We start from the raw sequence: 19,348 nt of genomic DNA, 5'->3' as shown, positions 1-19,348 counted from the left end.
CCGGCCACGGCGCGCCGTCTCCCCCGATGCGCGTCCGCGCCCCGGCCGGCACGGCAGCGGCGGTCAGCCGTCCAGCACCTCGCGCAGCGTCGCGATCAGGGCGTCCAGCGCCGCCGGGTAGCCGTGATCCGGCGGTGTGGCGTAGCCGACCAGGATGCCCGGTGGCCGGTGCGGGTCGGGGGTCTGCCACACCGCGCTCGTGGCCGCCACGATCAGCCCCCGGGCCGCCGCGCGCTCCGTGACGTCGGCCTCTGACGCCCCGCCCGGTGGGAGTTCGAGCAGCAGCTGCACACCCGCCGCGGCTCCGCGTGCCCGCACCTCCGGCACATCGCGGGCGAGCCGCCGGAGCAGTTCGTCGCGGCGGCGCCGGTAACGCAGCCGCTGCGCGCGGACGTGCCGGTCGTATTCGTGGTCGCGGATCAGCTCGGCGAGGACGAGCTGGCCGATGACCTCGGTACCGCTGTCGGCGTAGGACTTGGCCTCCGCGACCGGGCCCACGAGTCGGCGCGGCAGCACCATCCAGCCCAGCCGGATCCCGGGCGCGAGCGTCTTGGACGCCGTCCCGAGGTAGGCGACGTGCTCGGGCGCCATCTGCTGCAGCGCCCCCACCGGCTGCCGGCCGTAGCGGAACTCTCCGTCGTAGTCGTCCTCCACGAGCAGCCGGCCGCCCGATCCCGCCCAGCCGACCAGAGCCCGGCGGCGCTCGGGCGCGAGCACCATGCCCAGGATCGCCTGGTGGGCCGGTGTCACCACCGCCGCGTCCGCTCCGTCCGGCACTCGGGAGGCGCCCTGGTCGTCCACCGGCAGGGGCACGATCGTGGACCCGGCCCGGCGCACCGCCTCGCGGTGGAACGCGTGTCCGGGATCCTCCATCGCCACGACGGAGCGTCCGGAATCGTGCAGCACGCGGGCGAGCAGGCCGATGCCCTGCATGAAGCCGTTGGTGATGATGATCGACTCGGGATCGGCCAGTACGCCCCGGGTCCGGCCCAGGTACTCGGCGAGAGCCGTGCGCAGCGACGGGTGCCCGCGCGGGTCGCCGAGGGCGAACGAGGTGACCTCCGTCCGCGGCAGCACCCGGCGGGCCGCGCGCAGCCACGCCTCCACCGGGAACGCGGACAGGTCCGGCCGCCCGGGGCTCATGTCGTGCCGGGGCCGGGACGTGCGGCGAGCCGCGCCCACCGCGCCGCGCTGGTCGCCGGTCCCCGCTGGAAGCTCGGCGACGACGGTGCCCGATCCGCGCCGGGCGGACAGGTACCCCTCGGCCACCAGCTGCTCGTAGGCCGCCGTGACCGTCCCGCGCGCCATGCCGAGTTCGCCCGCCAGCGTCCGGGTCGCCGGAAGGCGGGTGCCCGGCGCCAGCCGCCCGTCCCTGATGGCGTCGCGCAGCGCGCGCTCCAGCCCGGCACGGCGTCCCCCTTTGGTGGGGTCGACGTCGACGTGCAGGTCGACCCCGGAAGTGGCCCAGTCCAGCGCCATGGAAATGGACCATAGCATTCCACCAATTCCGGCCTAGGGTCGAAGACATGAGCACGACGACGACACGAGAGACCGTCGAGGTTCCGCAGCGGCTCGACCTCGGTAAGCACGCCGCCTCCGCGTACCGGGCGATGCTGGGGCTGGAGCAGGCCGTCCGCGACCTCGGCCTGGAGCACTCGCTGCTGGAGCTGGTGAAGATCCGCGCCTCGCAGATCAACGGCTGCGCGTACTGCCTGGACATGCACACCAAGGACGCCGAGGCGCTGGGCGAGACCCACCAGCGGATGCACGCGCTGAACGCGTGGCGGGAGACGCCGTTCTTCACCGCGCGGGAGCGCGCCGCGCTGGCGCTCACCGAGGCCATCACCCTCGTCGCGGAGGACGGCGTCGAGGACGAGGTGTGGGAGGCGGCGGCGGAGCACTTCGACGCGTCCGAACTCGCCGCGCTGACCTGGGCCGTCGCGGTCATCAACACCTGGAACCGGGTGGCGATCACGACGCGGCAGACGCCGGGTCAGTACCGCCCGAAGACGGCGCGGTGATCTGAGGCCGCGGCACAGCGCCGCGCGCACTGTGCGTCGCCGGCAAGCCGGTGGTGCTCGCTCTTTCGCGATAGGTTCGTGTCCGCCGTCCCGGCCCTGCTACCGACAGGGCCGGGACGGTTTCGCGTCTCGGGCGGGTCACGCGACGATCGGTGTCGGGGTCCGTTTGAGGACGAACCAGACGGTGCGGCTGAAGGCATCGCCGTGGGTGCCCCAGGTCTCGGACAACGCGGCGACGAGCGCCAGGCCCCGGCCGCTCTCGTCCCACTCGCGGTCCTTCTTCGGTTTGACGACGGCCAGCCGCGATCCTTTGCCGCAGACCAGGATGCAGATCTCCTGAAAGCACGCGTCCACGGTGACGTGGAACGGTCGCGGGTACGCGAGGTGCGGCGTGGGGGTGGGGGCAAGGTCGGCGTCGCGATCGGCGTGGATGAGGGCGTTGGTCGCGAGTTCGCTGGTCAGCAGGACGGCGGTATGCACGATGTCGGGGTCCTCCCGGCGGAGGGCCGAGCGGACGAAGTCCCGGGTGGTGCCGACGTCGTCGAGGGTTCGGCCGGAGAGGTAGAGGGTCGCGGCGGAGGGGGTGCCGTCGTGTGGTTCGGACATGAGAGCTCACCTCGAAAGCTGAGATCGGTCACACCCTGTGTGGGTGCGATCACAGACAACCACACGTGAAGCTAGTTCTTCAATTGATTACGCGAATATAGTGATAGAAACTTCTGGCGAGGTCGGACGATCGAAGGGCATGCTGGACTGCCATGAGGAGTCCAACTGTGGGGCGCTGGCAATTGGCCAGGGAGATGCGCCGTCTCCGGGGTGACCGTCCGGTGGCAGAGGTGGCCAAGGCCATGCGCATGACGGTCGCGGCGGTACACCGATGGGAGACGGCCGGTCCGGAAGGAATGGTTCCGAGTAGCGGAACCATGGCGCGGCTGTTGGAGTACTACGCGATCGACGGCGAAGAAGCCGCGTGGTTGCGACATCTACGCGAGCAGGCCCGCAAGCGTGGATGGTGGCAGTCGTACACGGTGGACAAGTACTACGGCACCATGATCGGGCTGGAGGAGACAGCAAGCCGGATCCAACTCTTCGGCTCCCAACTGGTGCCGGGGCTGCTACAGACACGTGAATACGCCCACGCCGTAGTTCGCGCCACATGCCCCGACGAGTCAGCGGACGTGATCGACCAACGTGTCGAGGTGCGGATGCAACGCCAAAAGCGCTGGGCGTCGGCTGAATCGCCGAAACTCTGGGCCATCGTCGGCGAGACGGTCATCCGACAGCGCGTTGGCGGAACACGAGTCATGGCGGAGCAGTTGACCCGAATGATCGAGCTTGCCGACAGCCCCAAGTTGCACCTTCAGGTCATCCCATACTCGGTCGGTGGCCACGCCGCGCTTGAAGCCAGCGCGTTCCAGATCCTCCGCTTGGACGAGATCGACCTCTCGGTGATTTACCTCGAAAGCCGCCGCAGTAGTCTTTACCTCGAAGAACAGGCCGATATCGACGACTATCAGAACGTCTTCGACCACCTTCGAACCGCAGGCTTGGGCACGGTCCAGACACGTGAGCTGCTGGTGAAGGTCAGAGACGAAATGCGGAAGGAATGACATGCTCGCTGAGCAGGAGTTTCGCGCTCAGGCTGCGGACCGCTGGCACAAGTCCAGCTTCAGCGGCAGCGACGGCGGCTGCGTCTTCATCGCGCGCGTCGGCGACACCGTCGGCATCATCGAGGCCGACGACCCGACCGACACCTCAGCCCCCGTCGTTCTCACCCCCATCGAGAACTTCCGCAAGTTCATCGCGGGAGCCAAGGCCGGCGAGTTCGACCTCTGACGGCTCCCTCACCGCCCCGTGCGGCCCGGCCACGCTGGTTCGGGCCGCCCCGACGAGGGTATTGCTCGGTATCAACATGGCGCGGGAGCACGGTTCTATGGCAGTCGAAAGTCACCACACCAGGTGGCGCAAGTCCAGCTACAGCAACGCCGGCGGCGAGTGCGTCGAAGTAGCGTCTCTTTCTGGGACTCGACTTGTGCGGGATTCCAAACAGGCGAATGCCGATCGGCTGGCCTTCTCCTCGACCGCATGGAACGCTTTCCTCGGCGCCGTCAAGGCCGGCGAGTTCGACGTCTGAGCGCTCTCTCCGCATCGTGTGGCCCGAGCCTGCCGATCGGGCCACACTTGTCTGTCATGCACTCGGTCTCCGTCGCCGCCGCCATCGTAGACGCTGACGGCCGCCTCCTCACCGTTCAGCGAGCCGACAACGGCCACTGGGAACCGCCCGGCGGCGTCCTCGAACTCGGCGAGTCCATCGAGGACGGCCTGCGCCGAGAGGTCCTGGAGGAGACCGGCCTCCACGTCGGTATCGAAGCCTTGACCGGCGTCTACAAGAACATCAAGCTCGGCGTCGTCGCCCTCGTTTTTCGCTGCCATCCCACCGGTGGGCGACTCTGTCTCTCGGGAGAGACGACCGCCGTCGAGTGGGTCACGCCTGACGAGGTCCGCTCCCGAATGGCGCCCGCCTATGCGGTCCGCTTGCTCGACGCCGTCGCCTCCGGCCCGCCCCAGGTCCGCACGCATGACGGACATGACCTGGTCGGCTGATCTCCACGGGATGCGACGACGGCGGATGGTGCGGTACCTGTCCGAGGACGAGATCCGGCCACTCCTCGATGAACCGGACGACTGAGCGCCCGGCCTCACCGTCGCGCGTGGCGGATCCGCAGCCGTCCGTACTCCATGGCGCCGGAGATCTTGATCGTCGGCCCGCCGGGGCGGGCGTTCGGTCGCGGCTTGTAGCGCGGGAACTTCCACGTCGTTCGCAGGCCGTCGAAGTCGACGACCGCGTCGCGCGGCACCGTGATCCTGGCCCCGCCGGTGCCGAGCTGCAGTTCGATGTCGATCACCGGGTGCTCGATGACCGCCCGGGACAGGTCCAGGCGCACCCGGCCGAACGCCGACACGACCTTGAGGAACCGCGGCACCCGCCAGGCGCCGCGCCGCCGGATCCTGCCGCTGGCGGCGGCCAGCGTGGCCGTGTTCTCCGCGGGCCCCGCCGGGAGTGCGGACAGCGCGGACATGAGTTCGCCGCGCGTCCGGGCGGTGAGCGCCGACTGGAGCCCTTCGTCCATCTCCTCGTGCGAGATGTGTCCTTCGGCGTACGCCTCCTGCAGTCGCTGCACGGCCGTGGCGCGGTCGTCTTCGGTTAACCGTGACGACGGGTCTTCCGGCAGAGTGGTCACCGTTGCACTTTAGACCCGGCCGGTGATGCCCACGCCCCGAGGCGCCTTGAGGGCGGGACTTCCGGTGCGGGACCGCCCGCTCGCCACGGGGCGCGGCTCGCCCGATTCGCTGGCCAATGCGGCACGGGCGCTACCGCACCGCCGCCCGCCACGCCTCGTCGAGGACGCGGTCGGACTCGTACGTCCGCCGCGCCAGCGCCCGCCACAGCACCCCCGGCCCCGCCAGGTCCAGCCGGTGCGGTCCGGCCGGCCCGTCCGGGACCGAACCGAGGGCGGCGACCTGCCCGATCACCCGGTCGCCGCCCAGCACGCCCGGGAGTTCCCGCAGCTCGGCGTCGCGCAGGTCGAGGTCCTCGACAAGCAGCTCCCGTCCCCCGTGCGTCACCCGGGTCGCCGACCGCAGCGCCCCGCCGCGCTCCCCCGTGCGGCCCAGCACCAGCGTCTCCCGCCACGCGAGCCGCGCCCCGGCCGCCAGCGACACGGTGATCTCCCGCAGCACGTCGGCCCCCTCGGAGACGATGAACGACGGCTCGGTCCACGTCATCCGCGCGCCCTCGGCCAGCGTGATGTCCACACGCCACGCGGCACGGCCGCCGCGTGCGTTGTAGGCGACCGTGCCGTTCGGGTCCACGAGGTCGAGGTGGGCCCCCGGACCGACATTGACGTGCAGCCGCAGGTCGTCTCCGGCGCACAGCGACGCGCGGACCGCCGCCAGCACCACGCGCAGGCCCGGACCCGGTCTGCGCATCACGCGGGGACGCAGGAACGTGCCGGTCTCCAGGCGGACGGGGTACGTCCGGCCGCCGCCGGACGCGACGGTGACGGTCGTGGGCGTGCCGGACGTCAGGCCCGCCTCTCGCGGCCCGTGCTCGCGGTCGGCCGGTGTCTCGGCGCCCGGCCGTACGGTCGGCGCGGTCAATGGACGTGCGCGTGCGGCCCGTGCTCGTGGCCGTGGTCGTGGCCGGAAGGAACGTGGCTGTGCGGGGCCATCGGGCCGGGGTCCTGCGGCACGTGCCGGCCGTCGACGTGCTCTGCCAGCACCCCGCGCACCCAGGCGCACAGCTCCGCGACCGACGCCGCGTCGGACCGCGACAGCGCCAGCACCGGCCGGCCGTCCCGCGCCCGCTCGGCGTCGGCCACCATCCGGACGACGTCCACGCCGACGTAGGGCGCGAGGTCGGACTTGTTGACGACCAGCAGGTCGGCCCGGCCGATGCCCGGACCGCCCTTGCGGGCGACATCGCCGCCGCCGGCCACGTCGAGGCAGAAGATCTGCGCGTCGATCAGCGCGGGGCTGAAGGTCGCGGTGAGGTTGTCGCCGCCGCTCTCCACCAGCACGAGGTCGAGCGGCGCGAACTCCTCCTCCAGGTCCTCGACGGCGTCGAGATTGGCGGTGATGTCGTCGCGGATCGCCGTGTGCGGGCAGGCGCCGGTCTCGACGGCGCGGATGCGCTCGGCCGCCAGCACGCCCGCGGAGCGCAGGAACCTGGCGTCCTCGTCGGTGTAGATGTCGTTGGTGACGACGGCCATCGCGAACTCGCCGGACAGTTCGCGGCACAGCGTGGCGATGAGTGAGCTCTTCCCGGTGCCGACCGGACCGGCGACGCCGAGGCGCAGCGTCCGGCGGCCGGGAGATGCCGGGAATACCGGGGACGTGGTGGGGTCAGGCAACGAACAGCCTCCTCGTGCTCTGGGCGTGCTCTGCCGCCCACTGGTCGATGAGCGGGGCGGATCTGGCGGGCAGGCCGACTGGCGCGGTGACGGCCACGGCGGCGCGGACGGCCGCCTCGATGTGGTCGGTGGCGTCCACGACCCACCGCACGGTGGCGAGCGGATCGCCGGGGTGCAATTTGAGCGCGGCGGCGGTGACGGTCTGCGCGTCGTCGTAGAGGACCGCGCGGGCGGTCTGCGCCTCGGTGAGGCCGAGCGCGGCGCCGAGCGCTCCGAGCACCACCGGACGCAGTGGCCGGAGCCCGGGGGTGGCCGCGGTCGCGGTCGCCAGCGCGGCCACCGCCGGATGGCCGGGGCGCAGGGCGCGGGCCAGGCGCGTCAGCCCGCGGCCGAGCGAGGCCGAGGCCGCCCGCAGGGGCGCGCTGGGCGTCCGTGCGGCGAGGGCGGCCTGCACCGGCCCATAGTCGACCGGCCGTCCGCGGCCCGCCCTCAGGGCGAGCACGGCCGCCGCGGCCTCCGTGCGAGCGACGGTCCGCAGCCGGGCCCGGATGTAGGCGGGCACCTGTTCGGCCGCCAGCCCGGCGGCGACGGCCCCCTCCAGCGTGGCGGAGTGCGCGTGGCCGCCGGTGGGCAACCGCGCGTCGGCGAGCAGCAGCGCGCCGAGTGCGCCGGTCCCGTCTCCCGAAGAGGGGCGCTCCGCCGCGCCCGGGCGGTCCTCATCGGCCACCGGAGCCCCCTTTCCACCGCCGTATCCGAACGATCCGGGCGACCGCCTCGCCGCCACGGACCGGTCCCGTCCGGGACGCGTTCTCCGCACCGTGGCACAGCGCGACGGGCGGCCCGAGACTCGGGACGCACCCCCGCCCCACGGCCGTCCCTCCCCCGGCCACGCTCCCCACCTGCCGACGGCGGCGCCCGTCACCATCGGCGTGCACGTGTGCGGCATCCGGTCGCCGGGCGCGCTGGAACGAGAGCCCCCGAAGCCGGGTGGCGCCTCGCACGGGCGCACCCGCCCGGCAAAGGACCGCGTCGATGGTCGGCTGGACTCGTTCATGGCCGTACGTGCGTCCTCCGAACGGTCCCGCGTCCGCTTGAACCGATCCATGGCCTCGGGGTCATCGCCGCGATCACTCCGTCCCGGCGCCGAACGGTCTCGTACGGGGCCGGCTCCGCATCGGCCGGTCCGGGGAGGGCGGCTCGCGCCGCCACATCGAGAGCGACCGGTGTCCGAGTCGCCGTCGCGCCTCCGGGACCACGCCCCCATGTGATCCGCAGGCACGGCCGCCGGGTCGATGCCCGGCCGCCGAGGGCAACGCGGCTCCTCCGGACCGGCCGCCAGGCCATTCGGTCCGGCCCACCGGACCGGCCGAAGCCCTTTGCGGCTCCCGGAAACGCGCGGGTCCTGCTGGTCGAGCCCGTCGAGCGGGCCGAGCATGGTGGTCCGTTCCCTCTCAGCGGCCGGGCGCTCCGCGGGCCGCTCACCGCCGCCGTCCCTGCCGGGGCTCGCCCGCCCTGGAGCCGGGCAGCGGCGTGGGCGAGGGGGCGGCCGCAGCCGGACGTCACACCGGTGAACCGGCCGCACGTGGCCGTCGGTCTCCGCACCGTTCCTCCCCTCTCGCACGCACGCTGTTGCCCCCGCCGCGCGACGATCGCCAGGTGACCGGCGGGCCGTCACCGGTCACGCGGATGACGCCGTTCGCGGGCCGGACGCTCTGCCGCCCGGGCCGGAGCCGTCGTCACCGCTAGAACATCGAATACCGCTGGGTCAGCGGCAGTTCGCCGACCGGATGGTCCGCACCCTCGGGGTCCACCTCGTAGCCGTCGATGGTCACCCGGAACGTCTCGGGGTCCACCGAAATGCTCGGCAGCGCCGTGTTGTTCGGCAGGTCGGCCTTGGTCACCTCCCGGGTCGGCCGCACCGCCGAGAGACGGCGGCGCAGACCGAGGCGGTCGGCCAGGCCGTCCTCCAGGGCCGCCGGGGACACGAAGGTGGTGGCCAGGTGCGGGGCCGACGCGGTGGCCGCGGCCAAGCCACGGCGCATCAGCATCGGCTGGGCGGTGGGAATGGTGGCGTTGGGGTCGCCTTGCGGGGCGTACACGATCGCGCCGCCCTTGACCACCGCGGCCGGGCGGATGCCGAAGAACGCCCGGTCCCACAGCACGAGGTCGGCCAGCTTGCCGGGCTCCACCGAGCCGACCTCGTGGTCGATCCCGTGGGCCACCGCCGGGCAGATCGTGTACTTGGCGACGTAGCGCCGGGCACGCTCGTTGTCGGCCGGCAGCGCGGTGGAGCGCAGGCCGTGCCGGTTCTTCATCACGTGCGCCACCTGCCACGTCCGGCAGATCACCTCGCCGATGCGCCCCATCGCCTGGGCGTCGGACGAGGTCACCGACATCGCGCCCAGGTCCTGGAGGATGTCCTCGGCCGCCATGGTGGTGTCGCGGATGCGGGAGTCGGCGAACTGGACGTCGGCCTCCACGTCGGGGTTGAGGTGGTGGCAGACCATGAGCATGTCGTGATGCTCGGCCACCGTGTTGACCGTGAAGGGCAGCGTGGGGTTGGTGGAGCCCGGGATGATGTTGGGTTCCCCGGCCAGCACGATGACGTCGGGGGCGTGCCCGCCGCCCGCTCCCTCGGAATGGAACACGTGGATGCCGCGCCCGCCGATGGCCGCGATGGTGTCCTGGACGTAACCGGCCTCGTTCAGGCTGTCCGCGTGCAGCGCGACCTGCAGGCCGAACTCCTCGGCCGCGCGCAGGGCCGCGTCGATCGCGGCCGGGGTGGATCCCCAGTCTTCGTGCACCTTGAGCCCCGCCGCGCCCGCGAGCGCCTGCTCGCGCAGCGCGGCGTGGCCGACCGTGTTGCCCTTGCCGAGCAGCAGGACGTTGAGCGGCACCTCGTCGAGGGCACGGTGCACCATGGCGAGGTTCCACGGTCCCGGGGTGACCGTCGTCGCCTTGGTCCCCTCGGCCGGGCCGGTCCCGCCGCCGACGACGGTCGTGGTTCCGGTGGCCAGTCCCTCGTACAGCATGTCGGTGTTGAGCAGGTGAACGTGGGTGTCGATCGCGCCGGCGGTCAGGATGCGCCCCTCGCCGGCCAGCACCTCGGTCCCCGGCCCGATGAGCAGGTCGGGATGCACACCGTCCATGATGTCGGGATTGCCGGCCTTGCCGACGGCGGTGATCCGGCCGCCGCGCACGCCCACGTCCGCGCGGACGATCCCCCAGTGGTCCAGCACCACCACGTTGGTGATGACCAGGTCGAGCGCGCCTTGAGCGGCGGTCGCGGTGCCCTGCAGCATGGACTCGCGGATGGACTTGCCGCCGCCGAAGACGGTCTCGTCGCCGCCGGCGCAGTGGTCCTGCTCGACCTCGATCCACAGGTCGGTGTCGGCAAGGCGGATCTGGTCGCCCGTGGTCGGGCCGTAGAGGGCGGCGTACTCGCCGCGCGCGATCTCACTCACCGTCGGTCCCCCGCTGTTCGGTGCCGCGTACCTGGATGCCCGGAACGTGCCGTCGGCCGCCGAGCGCGACGATGGCCAGCCGTTTCTCGTCGCCGGGCTGGAAGCGCACCGAGGTGCCGGCCGCGATGTCCAGCCGGAACCCCGCCACGGAGGCCGGGACCAGGTCGCCGTCGGCGGTCTCTTCGCGAATGCTGAGGGCGGCGTTGACGTCGGCGAGGTGGATGTGCGAGCCGACCTGCACCGGCCGGTCACCGTCGTTGCACACGATCACGGTGCGCCGTTCCCGGCCCGCGTTGATGGTGACGGCGCCGTCGCGGACCCGGATGGCCCCCGGTTCGGGGCCGCCCGCGGGGTCCGGCGCGTCCGGGCCCGGCCGGACGGGGTGGCTGAGCGTCACCAGTTTGCGCCCGTCGGGAAAGGTGGCCTCGACCTGAACGTGCTCGATCATCTCCGGCACCCCCGGCATGACCTGCTCGCTCCGGAGCACCCGCACGCCCTCGGCCATGAGCTGCTCGACGGTGCCGCCCTCCCGGGCACGTTCCAGCACCCAGCAGGAGAGCAGCGCGACCGCCTCGGGGTGGTTGAGCCGGACCCCGCGTTCCAGCCGGTCGCGCGCCACCATGCCGGCCACGCTGAGCAGCAGCTTCTCCGTGTCCGACGGAGTCAGGAACATGGGCGCCCTCCCCACGGCGCGTATGGCGCGCCGCCCGGCAACAGACGCTCTTTATAGAACGGGGATCGGGGTGGGCAGGTTACAGCCGTGTAAATCCGAGGGCGGGGGACCACTCCCGGCGAAGAAACGGCGTGCCGCTCCGGGCGGCACGCCGAAGGCCGTCACTCCTGCGGGCCACCGATCCGCGGCCACCGGGCGGCGGTGGCTCACCCCAGTCCGAGCAACGGCTCCAGCCCCACGGTCAGCCGGTCCGGCAGCTCCGCCACCCGGCGCACGCCCAGCAGCACGCCCGGCATGAAGGATTCCCGGTTCATGGAGTCGTGCCGGATCGTGAGCGTCTCGCCGTGCGTGCCGAACACGATCTCCTGGTGCGCGATCATTCCGGTGATCCGCAGCGCGTGCACCCGCACACCCTCGACGTCGGCGCCGCGCGCTCCCTCGATCTCCGAGGTGGTGGCGTCCGGCATCGGCGCCGATCCGGCGGCGGCGCGGGCCTGGGAGACGAGTTCGGCGGTCCGGTAGGCGGTTCCGCTGGGGGCGTCGGCCTTGTTCGGGTGGTGCAGCTCGATGACCTCGACCGATTCGAAGTAGGGCGCCGCCTGCTGGGCGAAGTGCATCATCAGGACGGCGGCGATCCCGAAGTTGGGTGCGACCAGCACGTTCACGCCCGGGTGCTCGGCGAGCAGCCCGCGCAGCTCGGTCAGCTTCGCCTCGTCGAACCCGCTGGTGCCCACGACGGCGTGGATGCCGTTGCCGATCAGCCACCGCAGGTTGTCCATCACCGCGTCGGGGTGGGTGAAGTCCACCACCACGTCCGCGCCGAGCACCTTGTCCCGCTCGGCGGCGACGTCGACGCCGGCCACCAGCTCCGTGTCGTCCGCGCCCTCCACGGCCCGGACCACTTCCGACCCCATGCGCCCGTGAGCGCCGAATACTCCAACCTTGATCACGGGATCACCGTACCGAACACGCCGGTGGTCCCGCCGCCCGGCGGGGCCACCGGCGGAGGGTCAGCCGCAGCTCTCGCCGTAGGCGGTCAGCGCCGCCTCGACCGTCTCGCGCGTCTCTTCGGCGTTGGCGTAGCCGTCCAGCTCGACCTCCTTGCGCCCGTCCGGGAGGTCCTTGTACACGCGGAAGAACGACTCGACGCGTTCCCGCTCGATCTCCGGGAGGTCGGAGATGTCGGCGATGTCGGCGTAGGTGGGGTCGACGTCGTCGGTCGGGACGGCGATGACCTTGTCGTCCTCCTCGCCGCCGTCCACCATCCGCAGGGTGCCGATGGGTCGCACCTGGACCACGGAGCCGGGAACCAGCGGCTCTCGGGTGAAGACGAGCACGTCCAGCGGGTCTCCGTCGCCGGCGGTGGTCCGCGGCAGCGAACCGTAGTTGGCGGGGTAGGCGACCGGCATGGACTGGAAGCGGTCGGCGACGAGCTGGCCGTTCTCGGCGTCGATCTCGTACTTGGTGAAGCTGCCCTGCCCGATCTCGATGACAGCGGCCACCCCCTCCTCGGCGGCGTCGCCCGGCTCGGGCTGGGGGTACCCGAAGGGGTGGGTGTAGCCGCCCGGCTCGGCCGCGAAGCAGCCGTCGGCCGGCTCGGCGGGCGCCGACCCGGGGGAGGCGGCGATCGCGGTGGACACGCCCCAGAACAGCGCCGCGGCCACCGGTACGGCGGCGATGGCGGCGATGGTGCGGGCGGAGGGTCGGGCCACGGGAGACACGTCCTTAGGGGAGGAAACGGGATGAATCCGGCAGTCGGCATGCCGGTGGGCGATGATTCCGCCACGCGGTGAACGCACGGGCAACACCACCGGACGATCCCGTGATCCGCCCTCGAACAGAGGTGCCGGGGGGCAACGGCGGTCAGGCGGTGCGCCGCCGCGGTGATAGCGGGCGAGGGCGGGTCACAGCCGCGTGGCCGTGCGGACGAGTGCGGCGAGGGCGAGAGAACGGCTGTGCGTGGGCCAGGCGATGTGGGTGACGACGGGGGGCGCGTCGGTCACGGGCACGACGGCGTGCTCGGCCCACAGCCAGGCGCGGGCGGACTCGGGGTAGAGGGCCACGGTGCGTCCGAGGGCGATGAGCTGAGTCAGCTGCCCCTGGTCGTGGATCTCAGGACCCGGGCCGGGCGGGTAGCCGCCGTGGCGGGGCCAGCGGGCGAGCGGGAGATCGGGGATGTCGCTGACCTCGGCCAGGGACAGCGACGCGCGTGCGGCGAGGGGATGTCCGGCGGGCAGAATGGCCACCTGCCCTTCCGTCGTCAACTCCTCGCTGTCGAACCCGGCGAGGGAGTTGAACGGCGCGTGCATGAGCGCCACATCAGCACGGCCGTCGCGCAGCATCCCTTCCTGCTCGCACGTGCCGCTCAGCAGCACCTCGATCTCGGCGGCGGCGGGCTCGGCCGCGTAGGCGTCGAGAAGCTTGTGCAGCAGTTCGTGAGACGCCCCGGACTTCACCGCCAGCACCAGGCGGTCGCGAGGACGACCCGAACCGTCGACGCCACCGGCGCGACGGGTACGGCGAGCGGCGGCGGTGACCGCGTCGAGGGCCGCGCGCCCCTCGTGCAGCAGCATTTCCCCGGCACCGGTCAGGGAGACACCGCGGCGGTCACGCTCCAGCAGGCGGACGCCGAGGCGCCGCTCAAGCTGCTGGATCGCCCGGGACAGCGGCGGCTGGGCGATGCCGAGACGCTCGGCGGCGCGGCCGAAGTGCCGTTCCTCGGCGACGGCCACGAAGTACCGCAACTCGCGGGTCTCCAAGGCGTCCATGGCCACAGAGCGTACTCGGTGATACCTACCGGGTATGACAGCTCACCGCATCGGTATTGGCCGCGCCGCTCGTCCGCGAGCGAACATCGATGGCACGAGCGAAACGAGATCGCGCGAGTGAACCGCGCGAGCACGGGGTGCCGTCGACGAACGGCGGCCCCAGTGACGACTCGCCCTCTGCGGTATCCGGCTCAGCAGGAAAGACAGGCATGAACGCACACTCCCCGTCACTGCCCGGCGGCACTTGGGCCCTGGGCGATCTGACCGTCACCCGCTTCGGCTACGGCGCCATGCAGCTCGCCGGACCCGGGGTCATGGGCCCGCCCGCCGACCGCGACGGCGCACTCGCCGTCCTGCGCGAGGCCGCCGATCTCGGGATCACCCATATCGACACCGCCGGCGCGTACGGACCACGCGTCACCAACCAGCTGATCCGGGAAGCACTGCACCCCTACTCGCAGCACATCGTCACCAAGGTCGGCGCGGTCCGCGATCAGCAGGGCGGCTGGCCCCCTGCCCGGCGGCCCGAGGACCTGCGCCGCGCCGTCCACGAGAACCTTGACGACCTCGGGCTCGATTCGCTCGATGTGGTCAATCTCCGGATCGGCAGCGCCCTCGGCCCCCAGCCCGGCTCACTCGCCGAACCCTTCGAGGCCCTCGTGGAGCTCCAGCGGCAGGGCCTCATCCGGCACCTCGGAGTGAGCAACGTGACGGCGGAACAGGTCGCCGAGGCGCAGGCGATCGCACCGATCGTGTGCGTGCAGAACCTGTACAACCTCGCCCACCGGGAGGACGACGAGCTGATCGACGAACTCGCCGGCAAGGGCATCGCCTACGTGCCCTTCTTCCCGCTCGGCGGCTTCACCCCGCTGCAGTCCACGGCGCTTTCCGCCGTGGCCGCCCGGCTGGGCGCGACGCCGATGTCGGTCGCGCTGGCCTGGCTGCTGCGGCGGTCGCCGAACATTCTGCTCATCCCCGGCACCTCGTCGGTGGCGCACCTGCGCGAGAACGTCGCCGGCGCGGGACTCTCGATCCCCGACGAGGAACTCGCCGAGCTGGACAAGATCGGTCGCTAGCGGGACGCGGCCCGGCCACCGGCACGCCCACGAGGCCGTGGCGGTACAACGCCCGCCGCGTCATCGGCGGCCGAAAGGCGGGTGCCCATCGCGCGCGCCGCGCGGGACGCCAACGGCGGCGCCGCCGCGCAAGGGCGGAAGTTCCGCAGGAGAGGCAGGCCGCACTCTCCGGGCCGTGATCGCGGTCGGCATCGACCGCCTCCGGCGCGAGACGGTCTCCGGCACGGCGACCGTCTCGCACGGCATCGGCCACAACGTCGGTCCGCCCCGTCCGGTGTCACCCGGCACCGCCGCGACCAGCGATGGAACCGGCTTCGCCGGCCTCATCGGCGTCCAGTGCCCAGACCCGCTCGGCCCGCATCGCCCCCCAACGCCGACGGGCGGCCCGGTCCGCGCCGGTGCCGCCCGTCCGCCGCTCGCCCAGGGCCGCTAGAACTCCCGCCCCTCCTCGTAGGGGCCGATCACCGCCAGGGCCTGCGGCCGGCCGAGCACGTCGGCCGCGACGGCGCGGACGTCGTCCATCGTGACCGCGTCGAACAGCGCCAGGTCCTCGTCCAGCGAATAGTGCCGCGGGTAGGACAGCTCGTGCTGGGTGAGTCGGCTCATCCGCGAGTTGGTGCCCTCGGTTCCCAGCACCCACGAGCCGCGGATCTGGCCCTTGGCCCGCGCCAGTTCCTCGTCGGTGATGCCTTCCGCGGCGGCTTTGGCCAGCTCGCCGCGGCAGACCGACAGCACTTCGTCGATCTTCTCCGGCAGGCAGCCCACGTACACCTGGAAGATGCCGGTGTCGGAGTAGGACGCCGGGTAGGCGTGCACGGAGTAGGCGAGCCCGCGCTTCTCCCGCACCTCCTGGAACAGCCGGGACGACATGCCGCCGCCCAGCGCCGACGCCAGCACCTTCAGCGCGTACCAGCGGTCGTCGGTGCGGGTCAGTCCCTCCGTGCCCAGGATCAGGTGCGCCTGCTCGGTCTCGCGCGCCAGCAGCGCGCTCCCGGCGTTGAGCGGCACCGCCGGCCCGCCGATCCGCGGGCGGACGGGGCGGGCGTCCCCGGCCGCCGCCAGCTGTGGCTCGAAGGCCGCCCGCACCCGGCGCACCACGTCGTCGTGGTCCAGGTTGCCGGCCGCGGCCACCACCAGCCGGCTCGGCAGGTAGCAGTCACGGTACTGCTCGAAGATGCGGTCGCGCGGCAGCGCCTTGATGGTCTCGTTGCTGCCGAGCACCGGCCGGCCCAGCGGGGAACCGCCGAAGACGTGCGCGGCGAAGACGTCGTCCACGAGGTCGCTCGGCTCGTCCTCGTACATGGCGATCTCCTCCAGGATCACGCCACGCTCCGTCTCGACCTCGTTCGGGTCGAGGACCGAATTCGCGACCATGTCGCTGACCACGTCGATCGCCAGCGGCAGGTCCCGGTCGAGGACCTTCGCGTAGTAGGTGGTCTGCTCCTTGGTGGTGTAGGCGTTGTGGTCCGCGCCCACGCCGTCCAGCAGCGCGGAGATCTCCAGCGCGTCGCGGCGCGTGGTGCCCTTGAAGAGCAGGTGCTCCAGGAAGTGCGCAGACCCCGCGTGTGCCGCGTCCTCGTCCCGCGAGCCGGTGGTGGCGGAGATACCGAAGGCCGCCGAGCGCACCGCCGGCATGGTCTCGGTGACGACCCGGAGGCCGCCGGGCAGCACGGTGCGGCGCACGAGGCCGGCGCCGTCCTGCGGCGTCTGCAGCGTGACGGTGGTGTCGGGTTCCTGCTCGGCCGCGATGGGGACTGCTGCGCTCATACGTCCTTCCCTCGACGCCGTCACCGGACGGCGTGCCCGAACCTGGCGGGGCGGCCGCACCCTCACGGTACGGCCGCCCCCATATTGCCCTTGTCCGCAGACGCGGATCAGGTGTTCTCGCCGCGGCCACCGCGGGTGCGGCGGCGACGGCGCTCGGCGCCCTCGCCCGCAGGCTCGGCCGGCTTCTCGCCGGCCCGCTCCGCGCCCTCGGCCTCGTCGCCGCCGGCCGCCTCGGCCTCGATCACCTCGACGGGGACCAGCGACAGCTTGCCCCGGTCGTCGATCTCACGGATCTCGACCTGGATCTTCTCGCCGATGCTGATCACGTCGTCGATGTTCTCGATGCGCTTGCCGCCGTGCAGCTTGCGGATCTGCGAGATGTGCAGCAGACCGTCCTTGCCCGGCAGCAGGGACACGAACGCGCCGAACGCGGTGGTCTTGACGACGGTGCCCAGGTACCGGTCGCCGACCTCCGGCATCGTCGGGTTGGCGATGCTGTTGATCGTGTCGCGGGCCGCCTCGGCGGACGGGCCGTCGGTGGCGCCGATGTAGATCGTGCCGTCGTCCTCGATGGTGATCTCGGCGCCGGTCTCGTCCTGGATCGAGTTGATCATCTTGCCCTTGGGGCCGATGACCTCGCCGATCTTGTCGACGGGAACCTTGACCGTGAGGATGCGCGGCGCGTGCGGGCTCATCTCGGCCGGACGCTCGATGGCCTCGGCCATGACGTCCAGGATGGCGAGTCGCGCGCCCCGGGCCTGCTGCAGCGCGGCGCCCAGCACCGAGGCCGGGATGCCGTCGAGCTTGGTGTCGAGCTGGAGCGCGGTGATGAGCTCGCGGGTACCGGCGACCTTGAAGTCCATGTCGCCGAACGCGTCCTCCGCGCCGAGGATGTCGGTGAGCGCGACGTACTCGCCGCCCTCACTGATCAGCCCCATGGCGATGCCGGCCACCATCTCCTTGAGCGGCACACCGGCCGACATCAGCGACATGGTGGAGGCGCACACCGACCCCATGGACGTCGAGCCGTTGGACCCGATGGCCTCCGACACCTGCCGGATGGCGTACGGGAACTCCTCGCGGCTCGGCAGCACCGGGATGAGCGCCCGCTCCGCCAGCGCGCCGTGCCCGATCTCGCGGCGCTTGGGCGAGCCCACGCGGCCGGTCTCACCGGTGGAGTACGGCGGGAAGTTGTAGTTGTGCATGTAGCGCTTGGTGCGCTCCGGGTTGAGCGTGTCGACCATCTGCTCCATGCGCAGCATGTTCAGGGTGGTCACGCCCAGGATCTGGGTCTCACCCCGCTCGAACAGCGCCGAGCCGTGCACCCGGGGCAGCACGCCGACCTCAGCGGTCAGCTGCCGGATGTCCTTGACGCCACGGCCGTCGATGCGCACCTTGTCGCGGATGATCCGCTCACGGACGAGTTGCTTGGTGAGCGACCGGAACGCCGCGGAGATCTCCTTCTCGCGGCCCTCGAAGTCCTCGGCGAGCTTCTCGCCGGCGAGCGCCTTGACCCGGTCGAGCTCGGACTCGCGGTCCTGCTTGTCGGCGATGGTCAGGGCCGTGGCCAGCTCCTCGCGGACCGCGTCCTCGACCGCCTGGTACACGTCCTGCTCGTAGTCGAGGAAGATCGGGAACTCGGCGGTCTCCTTGGCGGCCTGGTCGGCGAGCGCCTGCTGCGCCTTGACCAGCACCTTGATGAACGGCTTCGCCGCCTCCAGGCCCTCGGCCACGGTCTGCTCGTTGGGCCCGACGGCGCCGTCGGCCACCAGCTTGAGCGTGTTCGGGGTCGACTCGGCCTCGACCATCATGATCGCGACGTCGCCGTCGGCGAGCACCCGGCCGGCCACCACCATGTCGAAGGTGGCCTCGGCGAGCTCGGAGTGGGTCGGGAACGCCACCCACTGGCCGTCGATCAGGGCGACGCGCACGCCGCCGATCGGGCCGGAGAACGGCAGGCCGGCGAGCTGGGTGGACATCGACGCAGCGTTGATCGCGACCACGTCGTAGAGGTGGTCGGGGTGCAGCGCCATGACCGTCTCGACGATCTGGATCTCGTTCCGCAGCCCGTGCGCGAACGACGGCCGCAGCGGGCGGTCGATCAGCCGGCAGGTGAGGATGGCGTCCTCGGACGGACGGCCCTCACGGCGGAAGAACGAGCCGGGGATCCGGCCCGCGGCGTACATCCGCTCCTCGACGTCCACCGTCAGCGGGAAGAAGTCGAGGGTGTCCTTGGGACGCTTCGAGGCGGTGGTGGCCGAGAGCACCATGGTCTCGTCGTCCAGGTACGCGGCGGCCGAACCTGCGGCCTGCCGGGCCAGCCGACCGGTCTCGAAGCGGATGGTACGGGTGCCGAAGCGGCCGTTGTCGATAACGGCCTCGGCGGAATACGCGCCCTCCATGGGCGACCTCCTACACGGATTGGATCATGTGTTCCGATCCCGCGTCCGTGCCCCGAAAAAATCAGTACGTCGTCGAGTGTCGTCTCGACCGGACGGCGCGGCGCGACTCGCCGACGCGGTGCTCGATGGTCCTTGACGGCCGGCCATCGATCGAAGCCCTCGGCGCGCCCAAAAGGGCGAGCCGAAGACCACTACCGAGGACCGGCCCCGACGCGGCAACCGAGGGTAGGAGCGCGGGAATGCTGGTCTGTTCAGTTGTCCGAC

Annotated in this window: 19 protein-coding genes; 6 read left to right on the top strand and 13 right to left on the bottom strand. The window is 71.9% G+C overall.

From position 1 onward, the window contains the following. Positions 1-63: 63 nt before the first annotated feature. On the bottom strand, positions 64-1,479 hold the full coding sequence (gene pdxR, locus ACFQRF_RS17640; RefSeq protein ID WP_379872208.1) for a MocR-like pyridoxine biosynthesis transcription factor PdxR: 1,416 nt from the start codon (positions 1,477-1,479) through the stop codon (positions 64-66). A 47-nt stretch (positions 1,480-1,526) separates the two neighbouring features. Between pdxR and ACFQRF_RS17635 the strand changes: the two genes are divergently transcribed. After that, on the top strand, positions 1,527-2,021 hold the full coding sequence (locus ACFQRF_RS17635; protein ID WP_379872207.1) for a carboxymuconolactone decarboxylase family protein: 495 nt from the start codon (positions 1,527-1,529) through the stop codon (positions 2,019-2,021). Between the two features lie 138 nt (positions 2,022-2,159). Here the strand turns inward: ACFQRF_RS17635 and ACFQRF_RS17630 are convergent, their stop codons facing one another. After that, a complete protein-coding gene (locus ACFQRF_RS17630; protein ID WP_379872206.1) occupies positions 2,160-2,627 on the bottom strand; it encodes an ATP-binding protein in 468 nt (155 codons plus the stop codon). Positions 2,628-2,794: 167 nt separating this feature from the next. On the opposite strand from ACFQRF_RS17630, the gene ACFQRF_RS17625 reads away from it, so the two are divergent. The 4 genes from ACFQRF_RS17625 (at position 2,795) to ACFQRF_RS17610 (ending at position 4,625) form a co-directional block, all read left to right on the top strand. Then, complete coding sequence (locus tag ACFQRF_RS17625; protein ID WP_379872205.1) at positions 2,795-3,631, top strand: helix-turn-helix domain-containing protein; 837 nt, start codon at positions 2,795-2,797, stop codon at positions 3,629-3,631. 1 nt (position 3,632) lies between these two features. Next, positions 3,633-3,857: a DUF397 domain-containing protein gene (locus ACFQRF_RS17620; protein WP_379872204.1), complete on the top strand. Its 225-nt coding sequence runs from the start codon at positions 3,633-3,635 to the stop codon at positions 3,855-3,857. Between the two features lie 61 nt (positions 3,858-3,918). Continuing rightward, positions 3,919-4,155 carry a DUF397 domain-containing protein gene (locus tag ACFQRF_RS17615; protein WP_379872203.1) on the top strand — a complete coding sequence of 79 codons (237 nt, stop codon included), beginning with the start codon at positions 3,919-3,921 and terminating at the stop codon, positions 4,153-4,155. 56 nt (positions 4,156-4,211) lie between these two features. After that, positions 4,212-4,625 (top strand): NUDIX hydrolase, encoded by a 414-nt coding sequence (locus ACFQRF_RS17610; RefSeq protein ID WP_379872202.1) that lies wholly within the window; start codon positions 4,212-4,214, stop codon positions 4,623-4,625. A 95-nt stretch (positions 4,626-4,720) separates the two neighbouring features. Here the strand turns inward: ACFQRF_RS17610 and ACFQRF_RS17605 are convergent, their stop codons facing one another. The 9 genes from ACFQRF_RS17605 to ACFQRF_RS17565 form a co-directional block, all read right to left on the bottom strand. Beyond that, positions 4,721-5,263 (bottom strand): DUF1707 SHOCT-like domain-containing protein, encoded by a 543-nt coding sequence (locus ACFQRF_RS17605; RefSeq protein WP_379872201.1) that lies wholly within the window; start codon positions 5,261-5,263, stop codon positions 4,721-4,723. 130 nt (positions 5,264-5,393) lie between these two features. Continuing rightward, complete coding sequence (locus ACFQRF_RS17600) at positions 5,394-6,182, bottom strand: urease accessory protein UreD (protein ID WP_379872200.1); 789 nt, start codon at positions 6,180-6,182, stop codon at positions 5,394-5,396. After that, positions 6,179-6,934, bottom strand: coding sequence for an urease accessory protein UreG (gene ureG, locus ACFQRF_RS17595; RefSeq protein WP_379872199.1), 756 nt, complete (start codon positions 6,932-6,934; stop codon positions 6,179-6,181). Before ureG ends, ACFQRF_RS17600 begins: the two co-directional genes overlap by 4 nt. Then, positions 6,927-7,661 (bottom strand): urease accessory protein UreF, encoded by a 735-nt coding sequence (locus ACFQRF_RS17590; RefSeq protein WP_379872198.1) that lies wholly within the window; start codon positions 7,659-7,661, stop codon positions 6,927-6,929. Before ACFQRF_RS17590 ends, ureG begins: the two co-directional genes overlap by 8 nt. Positions 7,662-8,676: 1,015 nt before the next feature. Continuing rightward, entirely contained in the window at positions 8,677-10,398 is a 1,722-nt protein-coding gene (locus tag ACFQRF_RS17585; protein WP_379872197.1) for an urease subunit alpha, read from the bottom strand. Beyond that, a complete protein-coding gene (locus ACFQRF_RS17580) occupies positions 10,391-11,071 on the bottom strand; it encodes an urease subunit gamma (RefSeq protein ID WP_379872196.1) in 681 nt (226 codons plus the stop codon). The genes ACFQRF_RS17585 and ACFQRF_RS17580 overlap by 8 nt, the downstream gene beginning before the upstream one ends. 206 nt (positions 11,072-11,277) lie before the next feature. Continuing rightward, entirely contained in the window at positions 11,278-12,021 is a 744-nt protein-coding gene (gene dapB, locus ACFQRF_RS17575) for a 4-hydroxy-tetrahydrodipicolinate reductase (protein WP_379872195.1), read from the bottom strand. A 60-nt stretch (positions 12,022-12,081) separates the two neighbouring features. Beyond that, entirely contained in the window at positions 12,082-12,783 is a 702-nt protein-coding gene (locus ACFQRF_RS17570; protein WP_379872194.1) for an inorganic diphosphatase, read from the bottom strand. Positions 12,784-12,975: 192 nt separating this feature from the next. Further along, positions 12,976-13,839 carry a LysR family transcriptional regulator gene (locus ACFQRF_RS17565; protein WP_379872193.1) on the bottom strand — a complete coding sequence of 288 codons (864 nt, stop codon included), beginning with the start codon at positions 13,837-13,839 and terminating at the stop codon, positions 12,976-12,978. Positions 13,840-14,048: 209 nt separating this feature from the next. Between ACFQRF_RS17565 and ACFQRF_RS17560 the strand changes: the two genes are divergently transcribed. Then, a complete protein-coding gene (locus tag ACFQRF_RS17560; protein WP_379872192.1) occupies positions 14,049-14,915 on the top strand; it encodes an aldo/keto reductase family oxidoreductase in 867 nt (288 codons plus the stop codon). A 429-nt stretch (positions 14,916-15,344) separates the two neighbouring features. Here ACFQRF_RS17560 and ACFQRF_RS17555 read toward each other — a convergent pair whose 3' ends face one another. After that, positions 15,345-16,682, bottom strand: coding sequence for a M16 family metallopeptidase (locus tag ACFQRF_RS17555; RefSeq protein WP_379872191.1), 1,338 nt, complete (start codon positions 16,680-16,682; stop codon positions 15,345-15,347). Positions 16,683-16,789: 107 nt separating this feature from the next. Next, positions 16,790-19,084: a polyribonucleotide nucleotidyltransferase gene (locus ACFQRF_RS17550; protein ID WP_379872190.1), complete on the bottom strand. Its 2,295-nt coding sequence runs from the start codon at positions 19,082-19,084 to the stop codon at positions 16,790-16,792. Positions 19,085-19,348: the final 264 nt, after the last annotated feature.

The sequence above is a fragment of the Marinactinospora rubrisoli genome, from assembly GCF_042664915.1.
In the GTDB taxonomy this organism is placed as follows: domain Bacteria; phylum Actinomycetota; class Actinomycetes; order Streptosporangiales; family Streptosporangiaceae; genus Marinitenerispora; species Marinitenerispora rubrisoli.
The sequence above is the reverse complement of the archived record's forward strand: the minus strand, read 5'-3'. Positions and strand labels throughout refer to the sequence as shown.